This window comes from Psychrobacillus lasiicapitis, from assembly GCF_006861795.1.
GTDB lineage: Bacteria > Bacillota > Bacilli > Bacillales_A > Planococcaceae > Psychrobacillus > Psychrobacillus lasiicapitis.
Genome location: NZ_VDGH01000003.1, coordinates 20,563 through 45,890, shown reverse-complemented (window position 1 = coordinate 45,890; position 25,328 = coordinate 20,563). Strand labels below are relative to the sequence as shown.

Sequence of the window (25,328 nt, the reverse complement as noted above, 5' to 3'; positions counted from 1 at the left end):
TTGAACCGGATACCTTTTTTTCTATCTTTGTGTCAGTCACTGTAAAAAAAGTTAAATCGAATCTCACATCTTGTATTCTCATTATACTTATCAATATCTGTAGAATATTGTAATCTAATGACATAATTTACGAACCTACAATAATAATATCCTAAAATAAATCCAAAAATAGGAATAAAAATGGTGTTTCAATTTTTAGAATATTTATACTATAATAATAGAAAGTAAAAATCTATTATCTTACTCCTCAGCCTATCTCATCACTCTTCCATCTAGAAAAAATCAGCATTGAACAAAATCGTGTCTTAAGTCATAGCACCATGAATTATCACATACATTAAAAACAGCATGAAATGATGGGGGTTACTTTCTATGTAATGCTCATTATTTTTCACAGAAAGGAAGCGATGATTATAAAAAAGCATTAGCATAAGGCTGGACAAACTTATAGTTTTAAAGAGTAATCATTCGGGGAAATGGGGGAATTATGATTGAAGAAAAAAACATTAAATAAGTTATTTAGCCTATTTATGGTACTAGCTATGGTCTTTACGATGTTCAGTCCAGCTATAACAGCTTCTGCGAACACAGCTGTAAAACCATTTAAGCAAAACATTCCAAGCGAAAGCACGATGCAGCTAAAGTCGGCAATCGCTGATCAATTAAATTTATTGGATGGAGCACCTAAACTACACAAAGAATTACAGAGTCTCACAGGTAACCAAGAGGTTGCGGTAATCATACATTTATCTGAAAAACCAGTTGCCCTTGAAAAGGGAATTAACCAGTTAAAGGGGAAATCATTCTCTGCCTCACAAGAAAGCCAAGTGAGAAGCAAAGTAAAAAGTCAACAAATATCCGTACAAAAAGAATTAGCGGTAAAAAATATCTCGATTAAAAAAGGCTATACATTCGATACAGTACTAAACGGTTTTGCAGCAACTGTAAAAGCGAGCGATCTTCCAAAACTACTAAATGTTCCAGGAGTGACTTTAGTAGAACCGGACACAATCGTTCATGCTTCGGCAGAACCTCAAAAAACGAAACCGACTAAACCTTCTACGATCAACAAAGATAAAGTCGTAGATGCAAAAATGAATACGAGCATATCATTCCTAGGAATTGAACAACTTTGGAATGAAGGAATACAAGGACAAGGTATCAAAGTGGCTGTTCTTGATACAGGAATCGATGCAGATCATCCAGAGTTCGCAGGCATTTATAAAGGCGGAAAGAACTTTATCCCGAATTCTTCTACCTATACAAGACCACGTGCCGATAATGACGCATCAGAAACTTCACCAGTAGAACGACCTGCTGGAACGCCAGAATTTAATGCAAATGGAAGTGCATTCTATACTTCTCATGGTACACATGTTGCAGGTACTATCGCTGCAATTGGTGCAAATCAATACGGCATTAAAGGGATCGCTCCAAAAGTAGATCTTTACGCTTATCGTGTGCTTGGAGCATATGGAAGTGGAGCTACTTCTGGTATCGTAAAAGCAATTGACACAGCTGTTATTGAAGAGATGGATGTTATTAACCTATCACTTGGTGGCGGTGCTAATACAGAAACTGACAGCGGATCATTTGCGATCAACAACGCAATGATGGCTGGAACAATTTCAGTAATCGCAACTGGTAATGACGGCCCTAATCGTGGGACGATGGGAACTCCAGGTACAGCACGTTTAGGGATCGCAGTTGGAAACACGACTAACCCTGAAACAATGTACGATGGACAAGTGAAAGTTACAGTTGGTGATTACAATCTAACTAAACAATTACAGTTAATGGGCACTACTTTTGGTCAAGACTTAGCATCACAACTGCAAGGTGAATTTGACTTAGTAGCAGTTCCTGGAAACGGAGAAGCAAAGGATTACCAAGGAATCGATGTAAATGGAAAAGTTGCATTGATCTCTCGTGGTAGCATTGCATTTGTGGATAAAATTGAATATGCGAAAGCAAATGGAGCAGTTGCAACGATAATCCATAACTTCGCAGGTGGAACGAATGCACCGAACGCTTCAGGTACATTCCTAGGTGATTCCTTTGCGTTTATTCCAACATTTGATATGTCCCAAACAGATGGAGATGCTATTCGTGCAGCGTTAAATGGAGGAACAGGAAAAGTTTCCTTTGGTAATTTCCACTCTGCAGCAACTGTTGGGGATGAGGTAAACGATTCAAGTTCACGTGGACCATCCACTCCAAACTTTGATATCAAACCAGATGTAACTGCACCTGGAACGAATATTATGTCTACCATTCCAATGTACAAAGCAGATTTCCCAGATGCTGTTTACAACGAAGCTTATGACCGCAAAACAGGAACATCGATGGCTACACCACATATCGCTGGAATTGCAGCGCTTGTAAAACAAGCAAATCCAGACTGGAATGCATTCGATGTAAAAGTGGCACTTTCTAATACCGCTAAAGTGCTTAACAAATCTAAATACGATGTATTCGCTCAAGGTGCTGGACGTGTAAATGCGTATGCAGCAGCTCATCCGACTGCACTTGCTTATGCAGTAGATACAGCAGTACTAGATGGTAGTGGAGCTATCGTTGAAAACTTAAAAGGGACAGTTACATTTGGTCCGCAATCATTAAAAGATGAAAACCTTTCCGTTACAAAAGAAATTCTAGTAAAAGATTTGAAGGGTACGGGAGGAAATTATGAAGTAACAGTTGATACTATCAAAACATTTGGCGACGCTAAAGTAACGGTAGATAAACCGACATTCACTTTAAATGGAGAGCAAGTGTTAAATGTTAAGTTGACTGCTTCTAAAGCTACAGCACCAAACGGTTCTGAAATTCTAGGATATATCCACATCAACGGTGGTGGTTCAGAAATTTCATTACCATTCGCAGCTGATTTTGGTGGAGTTGCTACTACAGAAATTAGAGATATGAAAATTTCTGGAACGGATCTTTCCTTCAACGGCGATGGTGTGAAAGATTCAGCTGTTCTTTCATTCACATTAACAGGCGATGTAACAACAAACTATATTGAGCTTTGGGACATTATGAATCCTGAAGGTGGAGAGTACGGGGATGGCTACATCGGCTATTTACATGCAGGTTCTTCACTTGGAAAAGGATCATATACACTAAACGTAGCTGGGCAATACAAGCCATGGGGCAGTGCTCCGGCAACAACGATTCCAGATGGTCTATATACAATTGACTTTACAGCACTTGCTGCTTCAGGAGTAGTTAGTGACTACGTTGGACCAGTTGTAGTAAAAACAACGAAACCAGCAGTAACAGGTTCTGTGAAAGATGGAGTAGCAACAGGCAAAGTAACAGACAAGTATATTGAATATAACGAAGAGTTATATTTATATGGTTTAGAATATGACTTAAATGACAAGCTAAACGCTTCTTATATTGTTAACGGGGATACAGCTAATGCAGTAGACTTCGATTTAGCGCAAGATGGATCGTTCACATTCCCAGTAACTGCAGCAACTAATTCTGTGAAAGTAATCATTAAAGATGCAGCAGGCAATGTAGGGGAAGCTTTAATTTATGAAAAAGAAGAAGAAAATGCAGTAGTAACGCTTTCTGTAAATCCGACATCCCTTGACTTAAAGGTAGGAGGAACAGCTCAGCTAGCTGTTACAGAAACTTCCACTCCTGCTGAAGGAACACCAACAAATACAGATGTAACTGCAGAAGCTACGTATGTGGTAGCAGATGAAAGCATCGCAACAGTTACAAATGGTTTAGTAACTGCAGTAGGAAAAGGTTCTACAACAATCACTATTACACATGGTGGAAACGAAGTAACGGTAAATGTAACGGTAAAAGATGCGGATGTAATCGTGCCAGGAGTTACATTAACTGCTAACAAAACACAAGTTGATCTTCAAAAAGGTAAAGAAGCACAACTAAAAATTACAGAAGTAACAACAACAGCAGATGGCAAAACGAAAAAACAAGATGTAACAAAAGCGGCAACATACAAAGTGGCAGATACGAAAGTTGCTTCTGTCAAAGATGGTTTAATAACAGCTAAAAACGCAGGAAGCACAACAATTACAGTTAAATACGGTAAAAATGAGCTTACTGTAAATGTAACAGTTACAGAGCCTGGCGTGACGCTAATTGCAAACAAAACAGAACTTGACTTGCTAAAAGGAAAAGAAGCACAGCTAAAAATCACAGAAGTAACAACAACTGCAGATGGCAAATCGAAAAAAGTAGATGTAACTAACTCAGCAAAATATTCTGTAGCAGACAGTAAAGTAGCTTCTGTTAAAGCTGGTTTAGTAACAGCTAAAAATGCAGGAACTACAACAATCACTGCTAAATACGGTAAAAATGAAGTGACGGTAAACGTGAAGGTTACAGAATCAGTCGTAACTTTAACGGCAAACAAAACTCAAATTGACCTAGAGGCAGGAAAAGAATTCCAACTGAAAATTACCGAAGAAACTACAACGGCTGATGGAAAAACGAAAAAGACAGATGTAACAAAAGCAGCGACGTATAAAGCGGCTAATACTAAAGTAGCTTCTGTAAGCAATGGTTTAGTAACTGCAATCGGAGCTGGAGATACAACAATTACTGCTAAATACGGCAAAAATGAAGTAACAGTAAATGTAACAGTGACAGAACCAGTCGTGACGCTAGAAGTAAATAAAACTGAGCTTAACCTTGAGCCTCAAAAAGAAGCTCAACTGAAAATTACTGAAGTGATCACTTCTGCTGGTGGCAAAACAAAAAACACGGATGTAACATCTCTTGCAACATATAAGTCAGCAAATACTAAAGTGGCAACTGTAAGCAATGGATTAGTAAAAGCAAAAGCTGCAGGAACTACAACAATCACAGCTAAATACGGCAATAAAGAAGTGACAGTAAATGTAACAGTAACAGAGCCGGAAGTATCACTAAGCGCAAACACAACAGAAATTGCCTTAGAACCTGGAAAAGAAGCTCAACTGAAAATTACAGAAACTACTACAGGAGCAGATGGAAAAACAACGCAAAAGAATGTAACAACAGCTGCCAAGTATAAAGTAGCAGATAGTAAAGTGGCTTCTGTAACTGATGGAGTAGTAAGAGCAAAAGCAGCAGGAGCTACAACAATCAACGTTAGCTACGGTAAAAACAACCTAACAGTTAACGTAACGGTTACAGCACCAGAAGTATCATTAGTTGTGGATAATACACAACTTGATTTGGAAGCAGGAAAAGAAGCTCAACTAAAAATTACAGAAGTAACAACAGCAAATGGAAAAACGACGGAAAAAAATGTGACAACATCTGCAACTTATAAAGTAGCAAATGGTCAGATTGCTTCTGTAACAAGCGGTTTAGTAAGAGCAAGAAATGCAGGAACTACAACTATAACTGTTAAATATGGCAAAAATGAAGTGCCAGTAAATGTAACAGTTTATGCAGCAGAAGTGTCACTAGTTGCAGATCAAACACAAATTGATTTAGAACTAGGAAAAGAAGTACTTCTTAACATTAAAGAAGTTACAACATTAAATGGCACAACAACTGAAAAAGACGTTACAACAGCAGCTACTTACAAAGTGGGAGACACTAAAGTAGCTAGCGTAACAAATGGTCTAGTAAGACCTAAAAAAGCGGGCAGCACAGCTATCACTGTAAAATACGGTAAAAATGAACTAACTGTCAATTTAACAGTGAAAGAAGCAGCGCTAAAATCTGTTGTACCAAACGCTGAAACTCTAGTACCAGGTCCAGAGACTGTTACACCAGATTTCGATTTGAAGCTGCCAACACCAGAGTACAACGTACCAAATATTGACACACTAATCCCAGGTGCAGGTCCAATGCCTGTAGCTGTGTGAGCTTGAAATTCTATAGAAACAGCTGGGGACCTTTCCCCGGCTGTTTCTTTTTTGAAGTTTACTGTTAAAAAATGGAGATTTTAAAGGAAGAGGTGGATTAATCGTTAATGAATTTAGATTTGACCTTAAAATGTATAGCAACTAAAAAGAAAAGGCGCATCACCTAAGTGATCACGCCTGTAAGATAGATTAATCCCAAATACGTACTCTTGGAACCCCCGCCATTCTTAAGTAATCCAGCAATTGACCGGTATGTACGGATTCATGATAAGCGACTCTTAACAACATGTCACCCAAACTTCTTATGTAACCTGAATCAGAACGATCAATTTTAATACTGTTTAAATCTACTTCAGAATATGACTTTATAGTTTCTATGAAGTCATTTCTAAATGGTTCTGCAAATTTCAATTCTGCATTTACAGTAGAAAAGGGTTGTTTTTCGAAAGGAGAATCAAAGGCTGCCAGACTGCCTTGATTTTGGATAGCTAGATGGTAGTAATGTTCACTTTCTAGAACATGCCTAACCATCTCAATACAAGTCATAGCTTCATCATCGGGTTTCCAATGTAATTTTTCTTGGGGAATAGATGTCCAAATCTTAATACTTCTTCTACGTACTTCGTTGAAATTTAAAAGAATTAAATCGATTGAGTTCATAATTTATTCTCCTTTAATTGGTATATTTTAAATATACACGAATGAACGTTCGAATAAAAGAGTGCAATTCTACTAAACACGACAAAACTACCTCCGAACACGACAAACCACACCGACCACACGGCAAACTCCCCCGCGAACGCTACAAACAAAACACAAAGCAAAGAAAAGGCCCAAAACCTATTCGGTTTTAGCCCTTTCCAATAATCTGTTAATCCAAATATCTCCGAGCACCAGCATAGTTTCGCTTATAAACGCCAGCTGAAATAGATTCAATCTTCACTTTATCCGAAGCGTTCGGTGCATGAAGCATTTTACCATCCCCTACATACAATCCCACATGATACACCTTTCCTTTTCCGCCGTTGCCAGCAAAAAAGACGAGATCGCCAGGTTCTAATTTACTTTTGGAGACAGGTGTTCCTTTCGTTGCTTGATAAAACGAGTCGCGAGGAATGAGAATCCCATGGTTTTTATATACAGAGTAAATGATGCCAGAACAGTCAAATCCAAAGGAGGATGCACCTGCCCAAAGATAAGGTAGGCCAAGGAACATTTTGGCGCTATTTACGATATCTTTTTGTGTTGGCTTTGGAACTGCTGCGTAATTTTTGTGTACTTTTGCGTCCTTTTTAGGCAAGTACTTGATGCCATTTTGAGGAGTAAGCACATGCAGCCATTCGCCTTCTTCTTTTACAACAGGAAGAATCGTTGTATAGCTGATATCTATATATTTATTCTTTTTCTTTGTATCACTATATAGAGTAGAAGATTTTGCATTTACGATAGCAATCGAACAATTGGACGTATCCGTTGTAGTTTCATATAAATGCGATGTTGGTACCCAACCAGGATAGCCTTCTTTTTGATAGGGCACGTACTGGTCTTTGATTGCAATTTTGGACCATTTGCCGCTTTTTTGTAAGACGACGACCTCATCTCCGAATAACGCTTGCGTATCCGTTTTATCTACAAGCCACCATTTTTGTTTGAGATTCATCGTTTTCATCCATTTAGAAATGTCTACTGGAGTAGAGATAGAAGGACGATCTACGGCTCTATCTATGCCTGGCTTATGCCAAAGCGATGTAACTTGAACGTTCACTTTCACTGTTTTTGTCTTGCTTGGCTTTTCACAAGAAGCAGGAACGGTTGGAGCAGGTTGAACCGGGGGAACCGCCGGTGTTTTAATTCGGAATTCGGGATTTATTGCCCGAGCAATAAATACAGCAAAATCTGCTTTTGTAATGTTTGCCAAAGGCTTAAAAGTATTGTCTGGATAACCATTTGCAATGTTCACTGCTTGCAGTGTACTAATAGACTCTGCAACCCAATAAGTCGGTGACACATCGGCAAATGGCGTCGTGGATGTCCCTTTCAGATTAAAAGACCTTACAACAAAGACAGCGGCCTCTCCTCGGGTGAAAGGGGCACCTGGATTGAATGCTCCATTCTCATCGGCTCTCATAATTCCGCTGTTTGCCAAGGTCGCCATGATTGGAAAGCTTGGGTGGTCAGCGGCCACATCCGTAAAATTCGGATCTACTGGGCTCGATGTATCAAGTCCCAGAGACTTCACAATCATTTCCGCAGCCTCTAAACGAGTAATTTCCGCATCCACTCCGAAAGTTCGTCCGGGGTCACCGGCTATGATGCCTTTCGAAGCTAAAAAATCTAGTTCTGCTTTTGCCGGATGATTATCTCCAACATCCTTATACAAAGGAGCAGCAGAGACGCTACTAAAACTTGAAAATAAAAGAACAATAAGTGCAAAGAATACGAAGAACCTTTTCATTTGGCTGCCTCTCCCTTAAGTTTGGTAGTTTCATAATAGTATAGACTATTTTTATAACCTTGTGTGCAAACTTTTCTGAATAATTGCTCTCATATAAAAGTGAACCAAAAGTTTCAAAAAATTTATTATTATTTGTAAATTATAACTATACATAGTTTCTTATATTTGATAATATGTAGAAGGAGAGGGGAATAATGGAGTAAAGAAGGGGAATAACTTGAAAAAAATGAAAAACGATTTGAAAGAGAAAGATTCTAAGTTGATTAATCGAAGAGTATTAGCAGTTGAACCGTATTTTACGAATGGCAACAAATCGAAAATCACGACAACGCACGGAATTCATTATTCAAAAGTGTCTGTACTGGAGTTACTTAACAATGCTTGCATACGCTATGCCTCTACAATAGAGGGCCGTATGAAAGCAACGAAAGAAGTCATGGATTACAATCAGAAAACACCTATCCTCATTAATCCGAATGAGTTCGGTGCATTCCCAACATTATCATACAAAGATATTGAGTGTGTTTGGATATTTAATCATCACTTCTACGTAAACGAGTTAGGTAATGGAAAATCGCAAATCGTATTTGACAACGGAATTCACCTGACCGTAAAAGCCTCCAAAAATGTATTACTAAAACAACAACAAAGATTACATACAGCGATCAGTATATTTAGCAATATGGAGCATTCAGAGTAAAAATATCTGAAAAGAAAAAGCAGTCGAAGAAAAAAACTTCGTCTGCTTTTTTGCTGCTCAATCATTTGTAGCAGTATTCTACTTTCGATACGAACAAATGAATAACTTCCTCCTCATAAACATGTAGTTTCAGCCTACATACTGTGCGTATGCCAATTCGTACGTTCACGAAAATCCATATATTCTATATCTACCTAGGAATAACTGAACCGTGCACGAGTCAAAAGGAACGCACAGTGAACACCTTTGAAGAAGTACTGCCGCAATATGAACCAATGATTTCTGCCTGCATTCGCAAATTGCATATTTACAAAAACCACGAGCTTTATAAACAAGCCGGAAGAATTGCCTTATGGAAAGCTTGGGTAAAGTTCGATGCAACAAAAGGGGATTTCGCACCGTATGCCTATAGGTGCATATACGGAGCCATGCTGGATGAGCTAAAAAAGGAAAAACATCAGGAAGAATACATCGATGTAGTAGAAGATGAAAAACTGTCCATTCTGTTGGAAAAGTCGCTCGTCACAAGCTTCGTCAACGAAGAACTAGGAACCGCTTTAGAAAATTTGACCGAAAATGAACGGAAGCTGTTGCTCTGGATTTTTGTCGAAGGAATCTCCCTTCAACAAGCTGCAACACGAGCAGGCATTACAATACCCGGTATCAAAAAAAGACGTGAACGCTTGCTATTAAAACTGAGAGAAAAACTGACCCAGTAATCGAAAAAACTCTGTAGAGAAGGAAACATCTCTGCAGAGCTTTATTCCAATAAATGGTGTAATGTAACAAAATAAGCAGTGAACGCGACCAACCAACCTCCGAACAAGACAAACCCCAAACAACCAATCAAATCAAATAAATCATTCGATCCAAATAAGTCCCCAGCATCGTTCCGGCCATAATAGTCACCAAAATCAACATCAACAAAACAAATACCAAAATATAAAGAATAAAACCGTACAAAGAATCCATGCCAGGCGCCTTTTTAGTCGCTAAAAAACTAACCAAGTATAGCGGCAAAATAAACAATGCAAATATAAAACTTACAACTAATACAAACTGCCCATATGTAAAAGATTGAATAATCATCAGCAAAAACGCCAGCCCAACACTTACTAAAACAGGAGACAGCTGTCCTCCATAAAAACCAACAATAGCCTTCACTGAGTTCGGGGAACCAAAAAAGTTATTTGCAATAAAAAGTGCAAACACCGCAATCCCACACAGCATGAATACAAGCAGCATAACCTGAAAGAAAAAAGGAAAAAAGCCTAAAGACTCTCCAAAATAATTTCGATTAACAACTAAAAACAGAGAAACGGTGTACATAATGGCAAACAAAACAATGCTAAGTAACCCGTTCGTAAAATCCTTATCTCCTTGTTCAAATGCGCGTGAAGGATTTTTTAATTGTTGCACAAAATAGGTTCTGTAGATTTTGGATTGCTTTTTAATCTTTTCTATATGGATATTCGGTTCAACCTGTTGAGCGGAAGATCTTTTTTTCACCACAACACTCGGCTCTTCTAATTTTTCACCACATATTCCACAAAAGTTTCCGATGGCTTGTTCGTGACTACAATTAGAACATACGATATGAATTTCCTCCTGGGTTCTTTTAATCCCGCTTTAACGGGTAGGAAACCCCTACTTACATGAAGTTTCACTTATATATATCGTATGAGATCGGTAGGACTAATATTCCAATTGGTATATCCTGTCTAAAACAAGCCGTCATTATCTACTCCCTGTGTTAGACACAATTCTGAATTGTTTCTTACACAGGGAAGCAAAAAAAGTTCACATAGAAAAAAGTCGGATTTTGGTGAATGTTAGAACATTAGAAGAATCGTTTGCAATACCACTAAACTAAGCGATATGATAGGTAAAAAAGGCGGGATATTAATTGGAAATGACTATAGGACGCAATAACCCATGTCCGTGCGGGAGTGGGAAAAAATATAAAAAATGCCATGGCGGCAAAGAAGTCGTATCAATTCAGCAAGTGGTCGACAAAGAATTGAGCTCCATCATCGAAAGCTTTTATAAAGAATATCCAGAACGAAAAGATATTTATGAGCTTCGTCTTCTACTCCACAAATGGAATGCAAGATTAAAAGGATTCTGGCCATCAAATAGAATTGAGCAACAACTGGTAGATTACTATTTACTATTACAAAAGCAAGAGATTTGGACAAAATACGTAGAGAAACAATTGCAAAAAACAATACGTCCATCCGTCATTCAAGTGCTAGAGAAGTGGACAAGCCCTATGATGATTATCGGGGAAGTATTAGAGACGCAGCAATCGTCTATTCAATTGAAGGAAATTGTAGATGGTAATGTGTATGAACTAGAAACATTAAGCGAAGATTCAAAAGCTGCTGTAGGAAGTTATGTAGTAGGTATCGTCCTACCGGATAGTCGCCGAGGAGCAAATGGCATTATGATTCTATCAGGCGTTGCATTCCTCCCAAGTGGGATAGCAGACAGCTTGAAACAAGTGAAGCAACTTGCCAAAGAAAGCAAACTCGATACACAAGCGTTTTATCGTGAACATATGCTAGAAAGCTTATCATTCATCCATGAAAGTGAAAAACGTGAGGATGAAACATCGAAAGTCAATCTCGAAAGTGAGATAGTCGAAAACGATAATGAGAAACAAGATTCAACCATGTCCGAAAAACAAACAGAAATGCTAGTAACGTTGGAAGACATGATGAACGAGAAGGGGATACATAACGACCAACTTATCCGTATTTTCCGTTCCTACTTAACAGAATGTGCTCCAAACCCACGAAAAGCAGGAGCTGCAGCAGCCGGTGCCGTCCGTTTTGCAAAAGAACGTTTGTGTGCAGATGAATTCCCATGGACAAATAAAGAAATAGCAGCCATGTTCGAAGTATCCACATCGACGGTTCAAAAGTATTTTGAAGAAATTGAAGAGTTTTCAGCTGTCCCTGTGTAAGACATAATTTGAGAAATAGAGCTAAATTGTTCCTTACACAGGGAACAATTTCAGCGTCTCAATTTAGGGTCCAAATATTTATGGAACACTATTTTCTTCGAATCTTCTAGTTCTTGCTTTGCTAATTTGGGAGAATAAAACATCGTAGACCCTAATGCAAGCTTGTCCGCCTCTGCTTCATAATCGATAACTGAAATATTCCGATTACCTGATCTTTTAAGAATATCGATCAAGTCACTAGTCCCCATATCGACTCCTAAAATAACATGCTCTGTCTTTCTCTTCTTACTCAGATGTTGATGCATTTATACTTCCTCTTTTCATGTGTTTTCTTGCGTATATCATATCACTTAATATTGTTCTTGTGTATGACGGAAGTTGACCTCACTTCCCTGTGTAAGAAACAACTTCGAAACAATTCAGAATTGTTCTAGATTTGTTTCTTACACAGGGAACAATAGGGAACGATACCACGCTGAACCACCACAATCTCCCCCTAGACAATTCCAACCCTCCCTATTAAAATAAAAATAAAGAGAGTAATAGCTTCACAACCCCATAATCTCAAACCAAAAATCCCATTCACCAGTAAACTTGATTCAGCGCAATATCTCATCGTCTAACAAGATAATTTCCCATAAAACAAACGAATTTATATCCTTCCCAAAACAAACAAATCCAACAACAATATTAGAAAAGTGAGGAGCACGCATTGACAAGAAAACGAAACCTAAATCCTAATTCTTATTATCATGTCACCATGAGAGGCAATAACCGCCAACCAATCTTTGGAACCCATCAAGACATATACGAACTCATACGAGCATTTCACCATACCCACAGTAAATATCCCTTTGAAATTCTTGCCTACTGCATCATGACAAACCACTACCACATTCTAATCAAATCAGACAAGGATTCACTAAGTAAAGTGATGGCTTCTATCAATAAGCGATATAGTAATTCATATGCCAAACGCTATAACCATGTAGGAAGAATCTATCAACAACGCTACTTTGCAAAAGAAGTAGATTCGCCTCTCGGTCTTCTGACAGTAAGCAAATACATTCATCGCAATCCCATAGAAACAAAGCAGCCTATGGTCGAACGATTAGAGTGGTATCCTTACAGTTCCTACCCACTATACTTCGAAGAAAATAAAGCCGCACCACCATTTCTAAACAGAGATATTTTAAAAAATCTCCTACCTACTCAATACGACAAATCAAACGCTGGTTATTGTAGCTACTGTTTAACTGTTCCCTGTGTAAAAAACAATTCTACAGTATTCTGATAATAACCGATAATGACTTGGTCAAACGAAAAATAGCCAAAGCAAAGGAGCTTTGGCTATTTTTAAACTAGTTTTACGTTGGTTTTGAACCATTCAGAATAGTGTTGGACTTGTGTATTACAAGGGGAATCAAAAAAATTGGAATAGTGCTGGAATTGTGTGCTACACAGGGAAGTAAACCAAAACCATTCAGAATAGTGGTGGATGTGTGTATTACACAGGGAACTGAAAAATTCAGAATAGTTTTGTAACTGTGTGCTACACAGGGAACCAACAAAACATGACTTGGTCAAACGAAAAATACCCAAAGCAAAGGAGCTTTGGCTATTTTTAAACTAGTTTTACGTTATTTTAAACCATTCAGAATAGTGGTGGATTTGTGTATTACACAGGGAACCGAAATATTCAAAATAGTGCTAGATCTGTGTCTTACACAGGGAACCCCAAAAAACAAACCCAAAAAAACCCCATTGTAAACACCATCATTTTCAGTGTACAGTAAAAGAAGGAATATTTTGGAGAAGGGATGTGGGATAGTGAAAAGGAAAATTTTCATCTTTTTGTCGATTAGTATTTTTCTTTTAACGTTGATAAGTATAGTGCACTCATTCCAGTTGTTAGATTCTCCTACTATTCCAACACAAAATGGAGTCTTGTCATTGCAAGAGTGGGAAGAAGAAGACGACCCAATCATAGAGCTAAACAACACATGGGAATTTTATCCGAATAATCTACTTGTTCCAAATCCTGAATATAATGTTTTTGCTGCTTATCAAAAGATAAGAGAGCAAATAACGGTACCTGGAGATTGGAGCGGTCACTTTGAAAAAGATAACGATCCTCATGGAATAGGTACATATCGCTTGCTTATCGAAGTTCCTGTAGACGGAGCATACGGGCTTAAGGTAGATTCCATTCGCAATTCTAGTAAAATATTTATCAATGGAAAAGAAGTAGGAGGCGCCGGAAATCCTACAAGTGATAAAGATGACTACATCTATGATAATAGAAAATATACAGTGTACGGTGAAAGTGTAAACAAACAGTTGGAAATTGTCGTGTTAGTAGCAAATTTGACTTATCATACAGGGGGAATTGTACACCCACTTAAGTTTGGTCCAGCTGAGAAAATAATGGTCAAACATGAACTGGATAAGCTGATCGAAATGATGATAATTTTAGGATATATTGTAATCGGTGTAATTCACTTTTTTATATTTTTACAACGAAAAAAATATATGTATGAATTGTTCTTTGGCTTATTTTGTATCGTGCTTGGGCTTTATACTTCTATGTTAAATGAGTACCTATTCTTTCTTATATTTTCGGGCTTTGATTCAACCGAGCAAACAAGAATGCAATTATTATCCATACATTCGGTCGTATTGTTTTTCTTGTTATTTGTTTTCCTGCTTTTTAAACAATATGCGAACAAAAAAATAGTAGTTGTTTTAAGTATTTTGATTAGCACACAGATATTTCTCTATAGTACGGAAAGTCCATTGCTCTTGTTAGTCAGGTCTTTTCCATTAGAGGTTAGACAAGTATGGATTGTATTCCTATTAGGTGTGTGCTTTGCTTACATATTCATCATCCTGATGAAAGCTTTTTTTAGAAAGAAAGAGGATGCCGAATATTTATTGCTAACGGTGACTACTTTCATGTGCTACGGATTACTATTGGGATTAGAATTTCTTTTAGAAATAGAAGTTCACAATATGATGGCAGTTTTGTGTTTGCTGATGATTTTCAGCTTGTCCTTACTGATGAGTCATCGTTACCAAGCGGCTTTCAAGAGAGTAGAAGGGTTAACGGAAGAACTTCTATTATACGACCGACTTAAAGATGAATTTCTAGTCAAAACATCGCATGAACTAAGTACGCCCTTACATGGAATTATTAATCTATCGAAATCTTTAATGGAAGGAATCGAAGGTCCCTTAAAACAAAAGCAGCAAGAAAGCGTTATTTTAATACACAATGTGGGAAAACGATTGGCAAGCTTAGTAGAGGATTTATTGTTTGTATCTAACATTAAAAAAGGAGAAATACCAACTATCGCACAACCGGTGAACTTTCATGTTGTAGAAGAAGTGCTTGCAGAAATGAATTATTTAATTTCACCGTCGCAAAAAGTCACGCTTATCAATAATGCTGCAAAGAATCTTCCGCTTATTTACATGGATGAACAAAAGCTCAAGCAGGTCTTTTTTAACCTAGTATATAATGCGATTAAGTTCACAAAAGAAGGAAGCATAATCATTGACGCAGAAGTAAGAGAAGGCCAGATGCATATATCAGTAACAGACACAGGCAAAGGGATAGAAAAAGAGCATTTAGATTTGATCTTTTCTTCCTTTTATCAAATCGAGAGCAGTAGATTAGGAGATGCAACAGGATTAGGATTAGGACTTAGTATAACTAAAAATATTGTAGAAAGCTTTGGGGGACGTATTTCGGTTTCCTCAGAGGTAGGGAGGGGTACCCGTTTCACTTTCACAGTTCCACTTGCAACTACACAGCAAATTGGAGAAGTTGTAGAAAAGAACAGTATAGAACGTTTGGAGCAGAAAACTTTTATTAAAAAAAGAGAAGTGGCTCAGCTTCAATCAGCGACAATATTATCTACAAAAAAGACGGATACTAAAACTTATACCATACTTGTTGTAGATGACGAACCTACAAACTTGAAAGTTCTTGTAAATATGATTCGGTCGCTGGAATATAATGTAGTCACTGCTAGCGATGCCCAAGAAGCGCTGACAATTTTAAAAAGAGAAGCGATCGATCTCATTATTACGGATTTAATCATGCCGAAGATGTCTGGATATGAATTATGTCAAGAAGTACGGAAGGAATATGGTCTGGTGGAATTGCCGGTCATTATATTGACAGCTGGTGGACAATTATCCGATTTAGTCGTTTCTTTTCAGATGGGGGCAAATGACTTTTTACAAAAACCAGTAAATTTAGCAGAGTTAAAAGCCCGTGTGGAATCGCTGCTATTGATGAAAAAATCTTCCCAAGATGCTTTAAACCTTGAGCTAAGCTACTTTTATGCACAAATAACGCCTCATTTTTTATACAATACACTTAACACCATTATTGGTTTAAGTTACGAAGATGAAGAAAAAACACGGGAGGCCCTACAGCATCTATCTATCTACTTCCGTGCAAAATTAGACTTTCAGGGCCATCATTCATTTGTACCGATAGAAGATGAGGTAGAACTAGTCCAATCCTATCTAGCAATTGAAAAAATGCGTTTTGGTGAAAGATTAACGATTGAATATGCGATTGACGAAACAATCGAAGCGTACATTCCATCGATGACCATACAACCGCTAGTGGAAAATGCGGTACAGCACGGTATTTCCAAACAAGAACAAGGTGGAACTTTACAGTTGGCTATTGAGAGGGAGTTTCCTAACATCAAAATAACCATTAAGGACAACGGTGTGGGCATCCCTCTTGAAAAACAACAAGAACTACTAGAAGGTAAAAACAACCGAATCGGTTTTACCAATCCATTGAAAAAATTAACGCTTATAAAAGGGGCAACTTTTCAACTGGAAAGTATTGAAGGGGAAGGAACAAAAATAACAATACGAATGCCTGAGGTAAAAAACAATGAGAGTATTATTAATTGATGATGAAGAAATGGCTTTAAACGTCAATGAAAATATGCTACAAGAATTGAGCGGCATCGACGTAGTTGGAAAATTTACAAACCCGTACTTAGCTTTGGAACAAATAGAAAAATTAGATGTAGAAGTAGTGTTTTTAGACATGGAAATGGGAGAAGTACATGGACTGGAACTTGCAGAAGTGATTATGAATAAATATAATCATGTAGAAATCTTATTCGTGACTGCCCACCCACAGTATGCACTAGAAGCGTTTGAAGTAAATGCAATCGATTATCTATTAAAACCTCTCAATAAAAAACGACTAAAAAAAGCGATTGACAAGACGCAGGGGAAGTTAGAACTATATAGAGAAAGTAAAAAGCGGAACACAGTTAAAGATGTACCTTATTATGCAAAAACTCTGGGCAACTTTCATCTACTAGACAATCAACAAAATATCGTCAGATGGCGTACGAAGAAAGTTAAAGAGTTGTTTCTGTTCCTTTGGCAACATCAAGGAACACCCATCCATAAAGCGGTAGTCATGGAGCAGCTATGGCCAGATACACATATAGACAAGGCTGCAACTCTCCTGCATACAACGGTGTATCAGCTTAGAAAAACATTTAAAGAAAATGGAATAGAGAACGCAATTCAGTTTATAAATGAGCGATATACATTAGGTGTATTTATAGATAGTGATTATACAAAGTTAATAGAATTATTAGACGCAAGTAAAATGGAAGCATCCAAAGTGGAGGAAATTCTTTCACTGTATGAAGGTGACTTCTTAGAGGAAGAGGATCTCAGTTGGGCGGTTTCTATTCAGCAGAATTTACGACACAGTGTATTGCAATATTTCGAACGTGTAATCTCCAATGATGAAAGGGATCTTCAGCTTGTAGAAAAATGCTTGGTGAAGATGCTGAAGATTGACTATTATAATGAAAGCTATATGTACCAACTTTTGACTTTTTATAACGAAACGAAAAGCAGTCAAAAGATGAAAGAATTTTATAAGACAGTTGAAGTTAGATTAAGAGACGATTTAGGTATTGAAATTCCACCTGAAATAGTAAGGCTATATGAGCAAAATATCCAATTTGATTAAACACTTATTTCCCATTTGTTGGGAGATAAGTGTTTTTCATTGTTCAGAATTTGTTCAGTGCTGAACAGCTATCATTTGAGACGGGTATTTCTGAGAAAAAAATTTCAAACAACTAAAGATAGATGTGCACACAAGTAAGCGGAAAACTTAGTAATACCTAGTGATGAATTGAGCGTATTAACGTGGAAAGGAGATGGAGATTTGCGATGGGTCATCAGTATTGGCTTTCTGCTTTTAGGTTTCTTCCTGCTGTTTCATCCTCAGATGGAGAAGAAGTTCTTTGATAACAAGCAAGAGCAGCTTATAGAGGCTTTTGAAAGTCTGGGAGATACTAGCTCCTATGAAGAAGCGGTTTCGCCAGTAGAAGTTCAAGCGAATACTGGTGATAAAGGGCTAGGCTTATTAGATGGAGCGAGAGGAATTATTCGAATTCCAAAAATTGATTTGGAAATGATGATTTTTGAGGGAACTACACCCAGTTCTTTAACAAAAGGAATCGGCATGATAGAACCTCACAAACAATTCGGTATAAATAATATTGGACTTGCAGGCCATCGTGCGACAACAAGTGGAAAACAATTCAATCGTTTGGATGAGCTAACACTACACGATATGGTGGAGGTTCAAACAGAAGCTGGAACAATCGAATTTGAAGTTGTTCAAACCTTTGTCGTGGATCGAACACAAATAGAGGTATTACAAGATGGGCAAGAACCACTCCTGACATTAGTAACTTGCACCCCCCTAGGCCAAAAAAATCCAACCGACCGGTTAATCGTTCAAGCAAAGTTAAAAGATACACGATAAACAGGGGGTAGCTATGAGAAAGATAAGTTTTGTCACGCTCGTATTTTTATTAGTTTTGCAAAGCTTCATGGGTCCAATCGCGGCTAGTGCTAACACCGAAACTGCGCCAAAACAAAGTTTCACATTTAGCGAAGTCACGGTCGGTGAGGATGGCAAAGCAAGCATTCCATGGATTTTTGTTGCAGGTAACGAGGAAACGGATGTTCCATACACACACCAGACGGAATTTACACTAGACCAACTGGTCACAGGTAGTTTAAATGGAATAGGTAGTTATACGATTTCGCCTGAAGGGCTTATAACAGTAACTGTTTTAGCACATCAAACACAAGATGCAAATGGAACAATAGAAGTGGTAGGGATTCAACAACCAACTACACAAAGCAACGAACAAGAGCCTGTAGAAGCTACACCTGAGAGCGACACGACAGATGAGGCGGTAAAGGACAAAGAAACAACGGAGGAAGTAGAAAAGGATTCAGAAAAAGTAGAGGAAGTAGTAGAAGAAGTTTGCGAAGAACAATCTAACGAGAATGAACAGACTAAATGTGAACCGCAACTTGAGGAAGCAGTAAAAACTACGAATGCCCCATCAGTAATTACGGAGAATTTACTGACAGGTGCAACCCTTCTCTATGAGGATAGCAATGGTAATGTAGTAGAAAAGCCAAGTGTAGATTCTATTGTTTCTGTAAAATACACATGGGCTTTGCAAAATAACCATGGTTACAAAGCTGGATCAACCTTTACGTTTAGCCTACCACCAGAACTGATTGTATATGATGCGGCGGATAATTTACCGATGAAAGATGGAAATGGGGAAATTGTTGGCCACTTTACATTCACTAAAGATGGGAAAGCTACTGTGACATTCACAGATTATATCGAAAAGCGTTCCAATATCAATGGTAATCTGGAAGTACTGACAAAGCTAAGTAAAGAAATCATTGTAACAGAAGACAAGACAATCACGATTACACCTATAGCTGGTGGAGCTTCAATAACCGTTCCACTTGATTTTACGCCTGGTGGTCCTTCTGTTACGAAAAAAGGTATACCAAATAGGGCTTACAATGCTGAAACGATAGAATGGACTATAGATTTCAACAAAACATTGGAAAATGTTGAAAAAGCAATCCTTAGTGACCCAATTCAAGACGGACAGCTATTAAATGAAGGCTCCATCAAACTTTATCACTTGAACACAAAGTTAGATGGAAATGTTACATTAGGATCAGAAGTGACATCAGGATTTGCAGTCGGCAAAACAGCAGGCGGGAAAGATTTCACTATTAACTTTGAGGGAGATATAAAGTCCGCTTACAGACTGGTCTATACAACAACTCTTACAAATGAAGACCAGACAAAATTTGAAAACAAAGCTACCTTACTATCCAATGGTCAAAATGTAGGAGAGGCAGCCGCTTCTGTTACAGTCAATCGAGGTACGGCATTAGCCAAAAAAGCAGCCAAATACGATGCGGACAGCCAAACCATTACTTGGGAAATTAAATACAATTACAATGAAAAAAATATCCCTCAAAAAGATGCTTTGTTGAAAGACTTTTTTAATGGTTCCCAAGAGCTGATTAATGATTCATTTCAAGTGCAAGAGATTACTATTAATGAAAATGGGAATGAAAGTGGATCGAAAGACGTTTCGACAGGCTATACAATAACACCCAAAACTATGGATGGTAAAAATGGATTTGAATTTCAATTTAATCAGGGTATCCAATCTGCATATAAAATCACCTATAAAACAAAAGCAACGAATCGGGTGTTTGAAACGGAAGAAATCGTGAATATTGTATCGTCGGATGATAAACAATCAACCGGAAAACAAACGATCAATCAACGAATATTGTTTAAATCCAATCAAAATGCAAATTACAAAAATAAAACAGTCGATTGGACAATTACATTCAACCATGACCGCCAAGAAATGAAAAACGTTATATTAACAGATGTATTCACCAATAAAGGACTTACGCTAGTTCCTGATACGATTATAATTACAACTGGCAGTACGACTCTCACATTAGGTGAAGATTATAAGATTATAAAAAATGAACGAGATGAGTTTGTCATTGAGTTCCTAAAAACATTAAACACACAGCATACGATCAAATACACAACAAACTTTAATTATGAACAGCGTGCGGATATTCAAAAGAATTATTTACAAAACAAGGCAACGCTAACTTGGAAAGACAAAGACGACAAAGACCGAACTAAAGAAGCAGTATCTGACTTCAAGCCAGATAATTACACACAATCCAACGGGTTTAAAAATGGTTCTTATAATGCGGTTACACAGGAGATCACTTGGAATGTCGGAGTAAACTATAACTTGAAAACTCTTGCGAATGCAGCGATAGAGGATTTCATTGTAGGCAATCAAAAAGTATTAAAAGAGTCACTAGAAGTTTATCAAATGAGTCTGACAGGCGGAGCTAACGGAACGAAAGTTGAGGAATTGATTGAAGGAGTAGATTATTCCATCAGTTGGATTAAAGATATGAATAACAATCCTGGTTTTCGAATCCAGTTCACTAAAGAAATCAATTCGCCCTATATGGTAACATACAAAACTAGCCTAAAAGATTTAAGTTTTGTAGAAAAAGAATATAAAAATACAGCAACATTTTATAATGGTTCACAAAAAGAAACAGATTTAAGTGCAACTGTATCTATTCCTAACGGTGGAACGTATACGACAAAAAATGGAGCTCAGAATAGTAAAATCCTTAATTGGTCAGTCAATATTAATTTTGCACAAGCGAAAGTGTCAAATGCAACAGTGACCGATATGCCAAGTGCTGATCAAGCAATTTTAGAAGATTCCATTCAAGTGTATGCTACTACTATTGAAACGAATGGTAATGTAAAAAAAGCAGAACCATTAGTTAAGGGTAAAGACTATGAGCTGGATTTCCAAGAAAGTCAGCGTCCCTATGGGTTCAAAATTTCATTTAATGAAGAAATCGATAAGCCCTATATTTTAGAATATCAATCCTTTATTCTAAAGGCACCAGCTAGTATTTCCAACAAAGTTCTATTTAATGGTGACCATGTGAAGGAAGATAAAAAGGAATCATCTAAAGTAGTTGAAGTGAAGAAAACTATTGGAATGGGTGACGGCACGGGAGAACTAGGCGGACTACTCATTACAAAAACGGATGCCACTACTAAGCAAGTACTGGAAGGAGCTAAGTTCGTATTAAAAGATAAGGATACCGGAACTATTATCAAAACAGGAACAACAAATGATAAAGGGATGGTCCAGTTTGATAAATTACTATTTGGTGAATATCTGTTAGTAGAAACGGAGGCACCTGTAGGATATTTAAAAAACAATGCCGAAATTCCTATCACAATCGATAAGGCATATGTAGCCGAAGATACTGTGAAAACAGGCAATGCTGTACCTGTAACAAATAAAAAACTAGTTCATGCTGTTCAGTTAGAAAAAGTGGATAGCGAGGATGCTAGTAACAAGTTAAAAGGAGCAAACTTCCTCCTCGAAAGAAAAAATGGAGACAACTATGAAACTATAGGGCTTCTTGTAACAAATGAACAAGGAATCATTTATAAAGAAGAACTAGCACCAGGCGAGTACCGATTCACTGAGCAAATAGCTCCAGCTGGTTATGTAAAAGATGACACACCGATTCCTTTTTCGATTAAAGAAAACCAATTGGCAGTTATAAAACTTGGCCCTATTAAAAACGAAATAATAAAAGGGGCAGTCGAACTCAAGAAAGTAGATAAAGACAACCAGAAAAAAACATTGGAAGGTGCAATATTTACATTACAAGATACCAATGGAAACAAGCTGAAAGAAGGCTTAACAACAGATGAAAACGGAAAACTCACTGTAAATAATCTTAAGCCTGGTAAATATCAGTTTGTTGAAACAAAAGCTCCATTTGGATATAAACTAGATACAACTCCAATTTCATTTACTATTGTGGCATCACAAAATACAACGCTTGAATTGACGGCACAAAATGAAATGATTTTAGGCTCCGTCTCGCTAACGAAAGTAGATGAAGATGATTCGAAGATTACATTAAAAGGTGCCATCTTTGAATTACAAGATAAAGAAGGTAACACGCTTCAGTCTGGGCTTTCCACAAATGCGGAAGGAAAGATTGTAGTTCCAAACTTAAAACCAGGTACTTACCAATTCGTTGAAACTGAAGCACCTGACTACTATCAACTGAACACTGCACCGATCCCATTCAATATTGAAATGGGTGAGACTACCAAAACAACTATGTTAATGGTACCAAACAAATTAATAGCGGGTTCTGTTGAATTGTCGAAAGTCGATAAAGACGACGCTAGCCAAGTGGTAGCAGGAGCGGAATTTGCATTGCAAGATGCAAACGGGAAGACGCTTCTGACAGAATTGAAAACGGACACTGACGGCAAGCTGTCAGTTACTAAACTAAAACCAGGTAGTTATCAGTTCGTAGAAACGAAAGCACCTTTCGGATACGACTTAGATCAGACACCTATTAAATTTACAATCGAGAAAAGTAAGTCAATTGCGGATGTAAAAGTAGCGAAAGTCACAGCTCAAAACGAATTATCGACTGGATCGGTGGAATTAACGAAGGTTGATAAAGAAGATCAAACCACTACTTTGGAAGGCGCGGTATTTGAATTACAAGATGCAAATGGTAATGTCATTCATACTGCATTGACTACAAACAAAGATGGTAAAATAGTTGTTTCTGATTTAAAACCTGGCAACTATCAATTTGTCGAAACGAAAGCACCATTTGGTTATGACCTTGATCCAACACCGGTTATTTTCACTATCGACAAAGGTCAATCTGAAATGCTAAAAATTTCAACCAAGAATAGCTTAACACTTGGTTCCGTAGAGCTTATCAAAGTGGATAGCGACAACAAAGAAGTAACTCTAGCAGATGCACAGTTTAAGCTATTGGATGCAAAAGGCGATTTACTGAAAGAAAATCTTTCAACAAATGCGGAAGGCAAACTAGCTGTAGATGACCTGAAGCCTGGTAACTATCAATTCGTTGAAACAAAAGCACCTTTTGGATACGAATTAAATGAAAATCCAATTGAATTTACAATCAACATAGGTCAGACAGAAGCACGCAGCATAGAATTTCCAAACACGATCACGAAAGGCTCTGTCGAATTGACCAAACAAGACAAAGACAATAACAATGCAGCGCTAGCGGATGTTGAATTTACCTTGCAAGATGAGCATGGTATTTCCATTCAAGAAGGCTTGATTACGGATAAAGACGGTAAAATCATCGTAGATAATTTAAAACCTGGTAACTATCAATTTATCGAAACGAAAGCACCATTTGGCTACAAGCTAGATCCAACACCAATTAAGTTTACAATCATTCTAGGACCTACAACTGTAAATTAGTAGAGGCCTTCAATGAACTAGCAACAGGTTCGGTTGAACTGACAAAGCTAGCAAGACATAATGGAAACCTGAAGCTTAGTGGAGCCATCTTTAAACTTCAAGATGCAGCAGGAAATACATTGCAAGAAGGATTAATTACAAGTAATGAAGGTAAAATTGTCGTAAACAATCTAAAACCAGGACATTATTACTTCATCGAAACAAAAGCACCAACTAATTATATTCTCGATACAACACCAGTGCCTTTTGAAATAGTTAAAGGGCAAACGGTTACAGTGCAGCTTTCAAAAACAAACAAGTATAACCCATATGTACCACCGACAGATCCAGGTGAACCGGAAGAACCAGGTAAGCCAGGTAAACCGGAAGAACCAGGTAAGCCAGGAGAACCAGGCAAACCGGGTGAACCAGGTAAGCCAGGAGAACCAGGTAAACCGGGAGAACCGGGTAAACCAGGCGAACCAGGTAAACCAAGTGAACCAGGCAAACCGGGAGAACCAGGTAAACCAGGAGAACCAGGCGAACCAGGCGAACCAGGCGAACCAGGAGAACCAGGTAAACCAGGCGAACCAGGTAAGCCAGGCGAACCAAGTAACCCAGCCGATCCGAGCAATCCAGAAGAACCAGGTGTTCCAAGTAACACTGGAACACCAGGAAAACCAGGGAACCCGAATAATAACGGACAACCGGATAATCCCGAAAAAGTAAAAGATCCAAAAGACTCCAGTACATTAATCGAAACCAATAGAGGAAACTATCTTCCACAAACTGGGGAAGCATATCCGATAGGCACTCTATTTGCGGGTATTGCATCCATCCTTTTTGGTCTTTGGATAGCATTTAAAAGAAGAAAAACATCTAAAGCATAACTAAAAAAAGGACTATTAGTAGTTTATGATAACACTAATAGTTCTCTTTTTTTTGTAGTCTAAAAAGGAATGAATATTATTTTTTCATTTTATATCTTAATATTCAGAATAATTTTAAGTTGTGTGCCACACAGGGAGCTGAAAAGTCGACAACACTATAAACTGAATATTATGAATAGTACTGAATTGTGTCTTACACAGGGAACCCAACAGTTTAATAAAAT

The 25,328-nt window shown here is 37.7% G+C and carries 14 protein-coding genes; 10 read left to right on the top strand and 4 right to left on the bottom strand.

Annotated features, from left to right (window positions below):
• Positions 1 to 491: 491 nt before the first annotated feature.
• Positions 492 to 5,846, top strand: a complete 5,355-nt coding sequence (locus FG382_RS05290; RefSeq protein WP_483407253.1) for a S8 family serine peptidase — start codon at positions 492 to 494, stop codon at positions 5,844 to 5,846.
• 189 nt (positions 5,847 to 6,035) lie between these two features.
• On the opposite strand, the gene FG382_RS05285 is transcribed toward FG382_RS05290, so the two are convergent.
• A complete protein-coding gene (locus tag FG382_RS05285; RefSeq protein ID WP_142537859.1) occupies positions 6,036 to 6,506 on the bottom strand; it encodes a DinB family protein in 471 nt (156 codons plus the stop codon).
• Between the two features lie 211 nt (positions 6,507 to 6,717).
• Positions 6,718 to 8,301: an S-layer homology domain-containing protein gene (locus tag FG382_RS05280; RefSeq protein ID WP_142537858.1), complete on the bottom strand. Its 1,584-nt coding sequence runs from the start codon at positions 8,299 to 8,301 to the stop codon at positions 6,718 to 6,720.
• 226 nt (positions 8,302 to 8,527) lie between these two features.
• Between FG382_RS05280 and FG382_RS05275 the strand changes: the two genes are divergently transcribed.
• Positions 8,528 to 9,001, top strand: a complete 474-nt coding sequence (locus tag FG382_RS05275; protein ID WP_229677306.1) for a competence protein ComK — start codon at positions 8,528 to 8,530, stop codon at positions 8,999 to 9,001.
• Between the two features lie 149 nt (positions 9,002 to 9,150).
• Complete coding sequence (locus tag FG382_RS05270; protein WP_244950520.1) at positions 9,151 to 9,720, top strand: sigma-70 family RNA polymerase sigma factor; 570 nt, start codon at positions 9,151 to 9,153, stop codon at positions 9,718 to 9,720.
• 127 nt (positions 9,721 to 9,847) lie between these two features.
• On the opposite strand, the gene FG382_RS05265 is transcribed toward FG382_RS05270, so the two are convergent.
• Complete coding sequence (locus FG382_RS05265; protein ID WP_194483519.1) at positions 9,848 to 10,420, bottom strand: hypothetical protein; 573 nt, start codon at positions 10,418 to 10,420, stop codon at positions 9,848 to 9,850.
• Between the two features lie 493 nt (positions 10,421 to 10,913).
• On the opposite strand from FG382_RS05265, the gene FG382_RS05260 reads away from it, so the two are divergent.
• A complete protein-coding gene (locus FG382_RS05260) occupies positions 10,914 to 11,969 on the top strand; it encodes a YecA family protein (RefSeq protein ID WP_229677305.1) in 1,056 nt (351 codons plus the stop codon).
• Between the two features lie 50 nt (positions 11,970 to 12,019).
• Here the strand turns inward: FG382_RS05260 and FG382_RS05255 are convergent, their stop codons facing one another.
• A complete protein-coding gene (locus FG382_RS05255) occupies positions 12,020 to 12,274 on the bottom strand; it encodes a hypothetical protein (RefSeq protein WP_142537854.1) in 255 nt (84 codons plus the stop codon).
• Positions 12,275 to 12,681: 407 nt separating this feature from the next.
• Here FG382_RS05255 and FG382_RS05250 point away from each other — a divergent pair, with 407 nt between their 5' ends.
• The 6 genes from FG382_RS05250 (at position 12,682) to FG382_RS23185 (ending at position 25,104) form a co-directional block, all read left to right on the top strand.
• Complete coding sequence (locus FG382_RS05250; protein WP_142537853.1) at positions 12,682 to 13,263, top strand: REP-associated tyrosine transposase; 582 nt, start codon at positions 12,682 to 12,684, stop codon at positions 13,261 to 13,263.
• A 536-nt stretch (positions 13,264 to 13,799) separates the two neighbouring features.
• Positions 13,800 to 16,913, top strand: a complete 3,114-nt coding sequence (locus FG382_RS05245) for a hybrid sensor histidine kinase/response regulator (RefSeq protein ID WP_142537852.1) — start codon at positions 13,800 to 13,802, stop codon at positions 16,911 to 16,913.
• Positions 16,894 to 18,003, top strand: coding sequence for a response regulator (locus FG382_RS05240; protein WP_142537851.1), 1,110 nt, complete (start codon positions 16,894 to 16,896; stop codon positions 18,001 to 18,003). Before FG382_RS05245 ends, FG382_RS05240 begins: the two co-directional genes overlap by 20 nt.
• Positions 18,004 to 18,204: 201 nt before the next feature.
• Positions 18,205 to 18,810: a class D sortase gene (locus FG382_RS05235; protein ID WP_142537850.1), complete on the top strand. Its 606-nt coding sequence runs from the start codon at positions 18,205 to 18,207 to the stop codon at positions 18,808 to 18,810.
• A gap of 13 nt (positions 18,811 to 18,823) precedes the next feature.
• Positions 18,824 to 24,235 (top strand): SpaA isopeptide-forming pilin-related protein, encoded by a 5,412-nt coding sequence (locus tag FG382_RS05230; protein WP_142537849.1) that lies wholly within the window; start codon positions 18,824 to 18,826, stop codon positions 24,233 to 24,235.
• A 38-nt stretch (positions 24,236 to 24,273) separates the two neighbouring features.
• The gene (locus FG382_RS23185; protein WP_308421233.1) at positions 24,274 to 25,104 is read left to right on the top strand and encodes a SpaA isopeptide-forming pilin-related protein; all 831 of its coding nucleotides are present in this window, start codon (positions 24,274 to 24,276) and stop codon (positions 25,102 to 25,104) included.
• Positions 25,105 to 25,328: the final 224 nt, after the last annotated feature.

What these genes read in the sequence shown, in the direction of transcription:
- FG382_RS05275 (WP_229677306.1), top strand. Translation starts at nt 8,528, where the DNA reads ATGAAAAACGATTTGAAAGAGAAAGATTCTAAGTTGATTAATCGAAGA.
- FG382_RS05230 (WP_142537849.1), top strand. Translation starts at nt 18,824, where the DNA reads ATGAGAAAGATAAGTTTTGTCACGCTCGTATTTTTATTAGTTTTGCAA.
- FG382_RS05285 (WP_142537859.1), bottom strand. Translation starts at nt 6,506, where the DNA reads ATGAACTCAATCGATTTAATTCTTTTAAATTTCAACGAAGTACGTAGA.
- FG382_RS05240 (WP_142537851.1), top strand. Translation starts at nt 16,894, where the DNA reads ATGAGAGTATTATTAATTGATGATGAAGAAATGGCTTTAAACGTCAAT.
- FG382_RS05260 (WP_229677305.1), top strand. Translation starts at nt 10,914, where the DNA reads ATGACTATAGGACGCAATAACCCATGTCCGTGCGGGAGTGGGAAAAAA.
- FG382_RS05255 (WP_142537854.1), bottom strand. Translation starts at nt 12,274, where the DNA reads ATGCATCAACATCTGAGTAAGAAGAGAAAGACAGAGCATGTTATTTTA.
- FG382_RS05270 (WP_244950520.1), top strand. Translation starts at nt 9,151, where the DNA reads ATGCCAATTCGTACGTTCACGAAAATCCATATATTCTATATCTACCTA.
- FG382_RS05280 (WP_142537858.1), bottom strand. Translation starts at nt 8,301, where the DNA reads ATGAAAAGGTTCTTCGTATTCTTTGCACTTATTGTTCTTTTATTTTCA.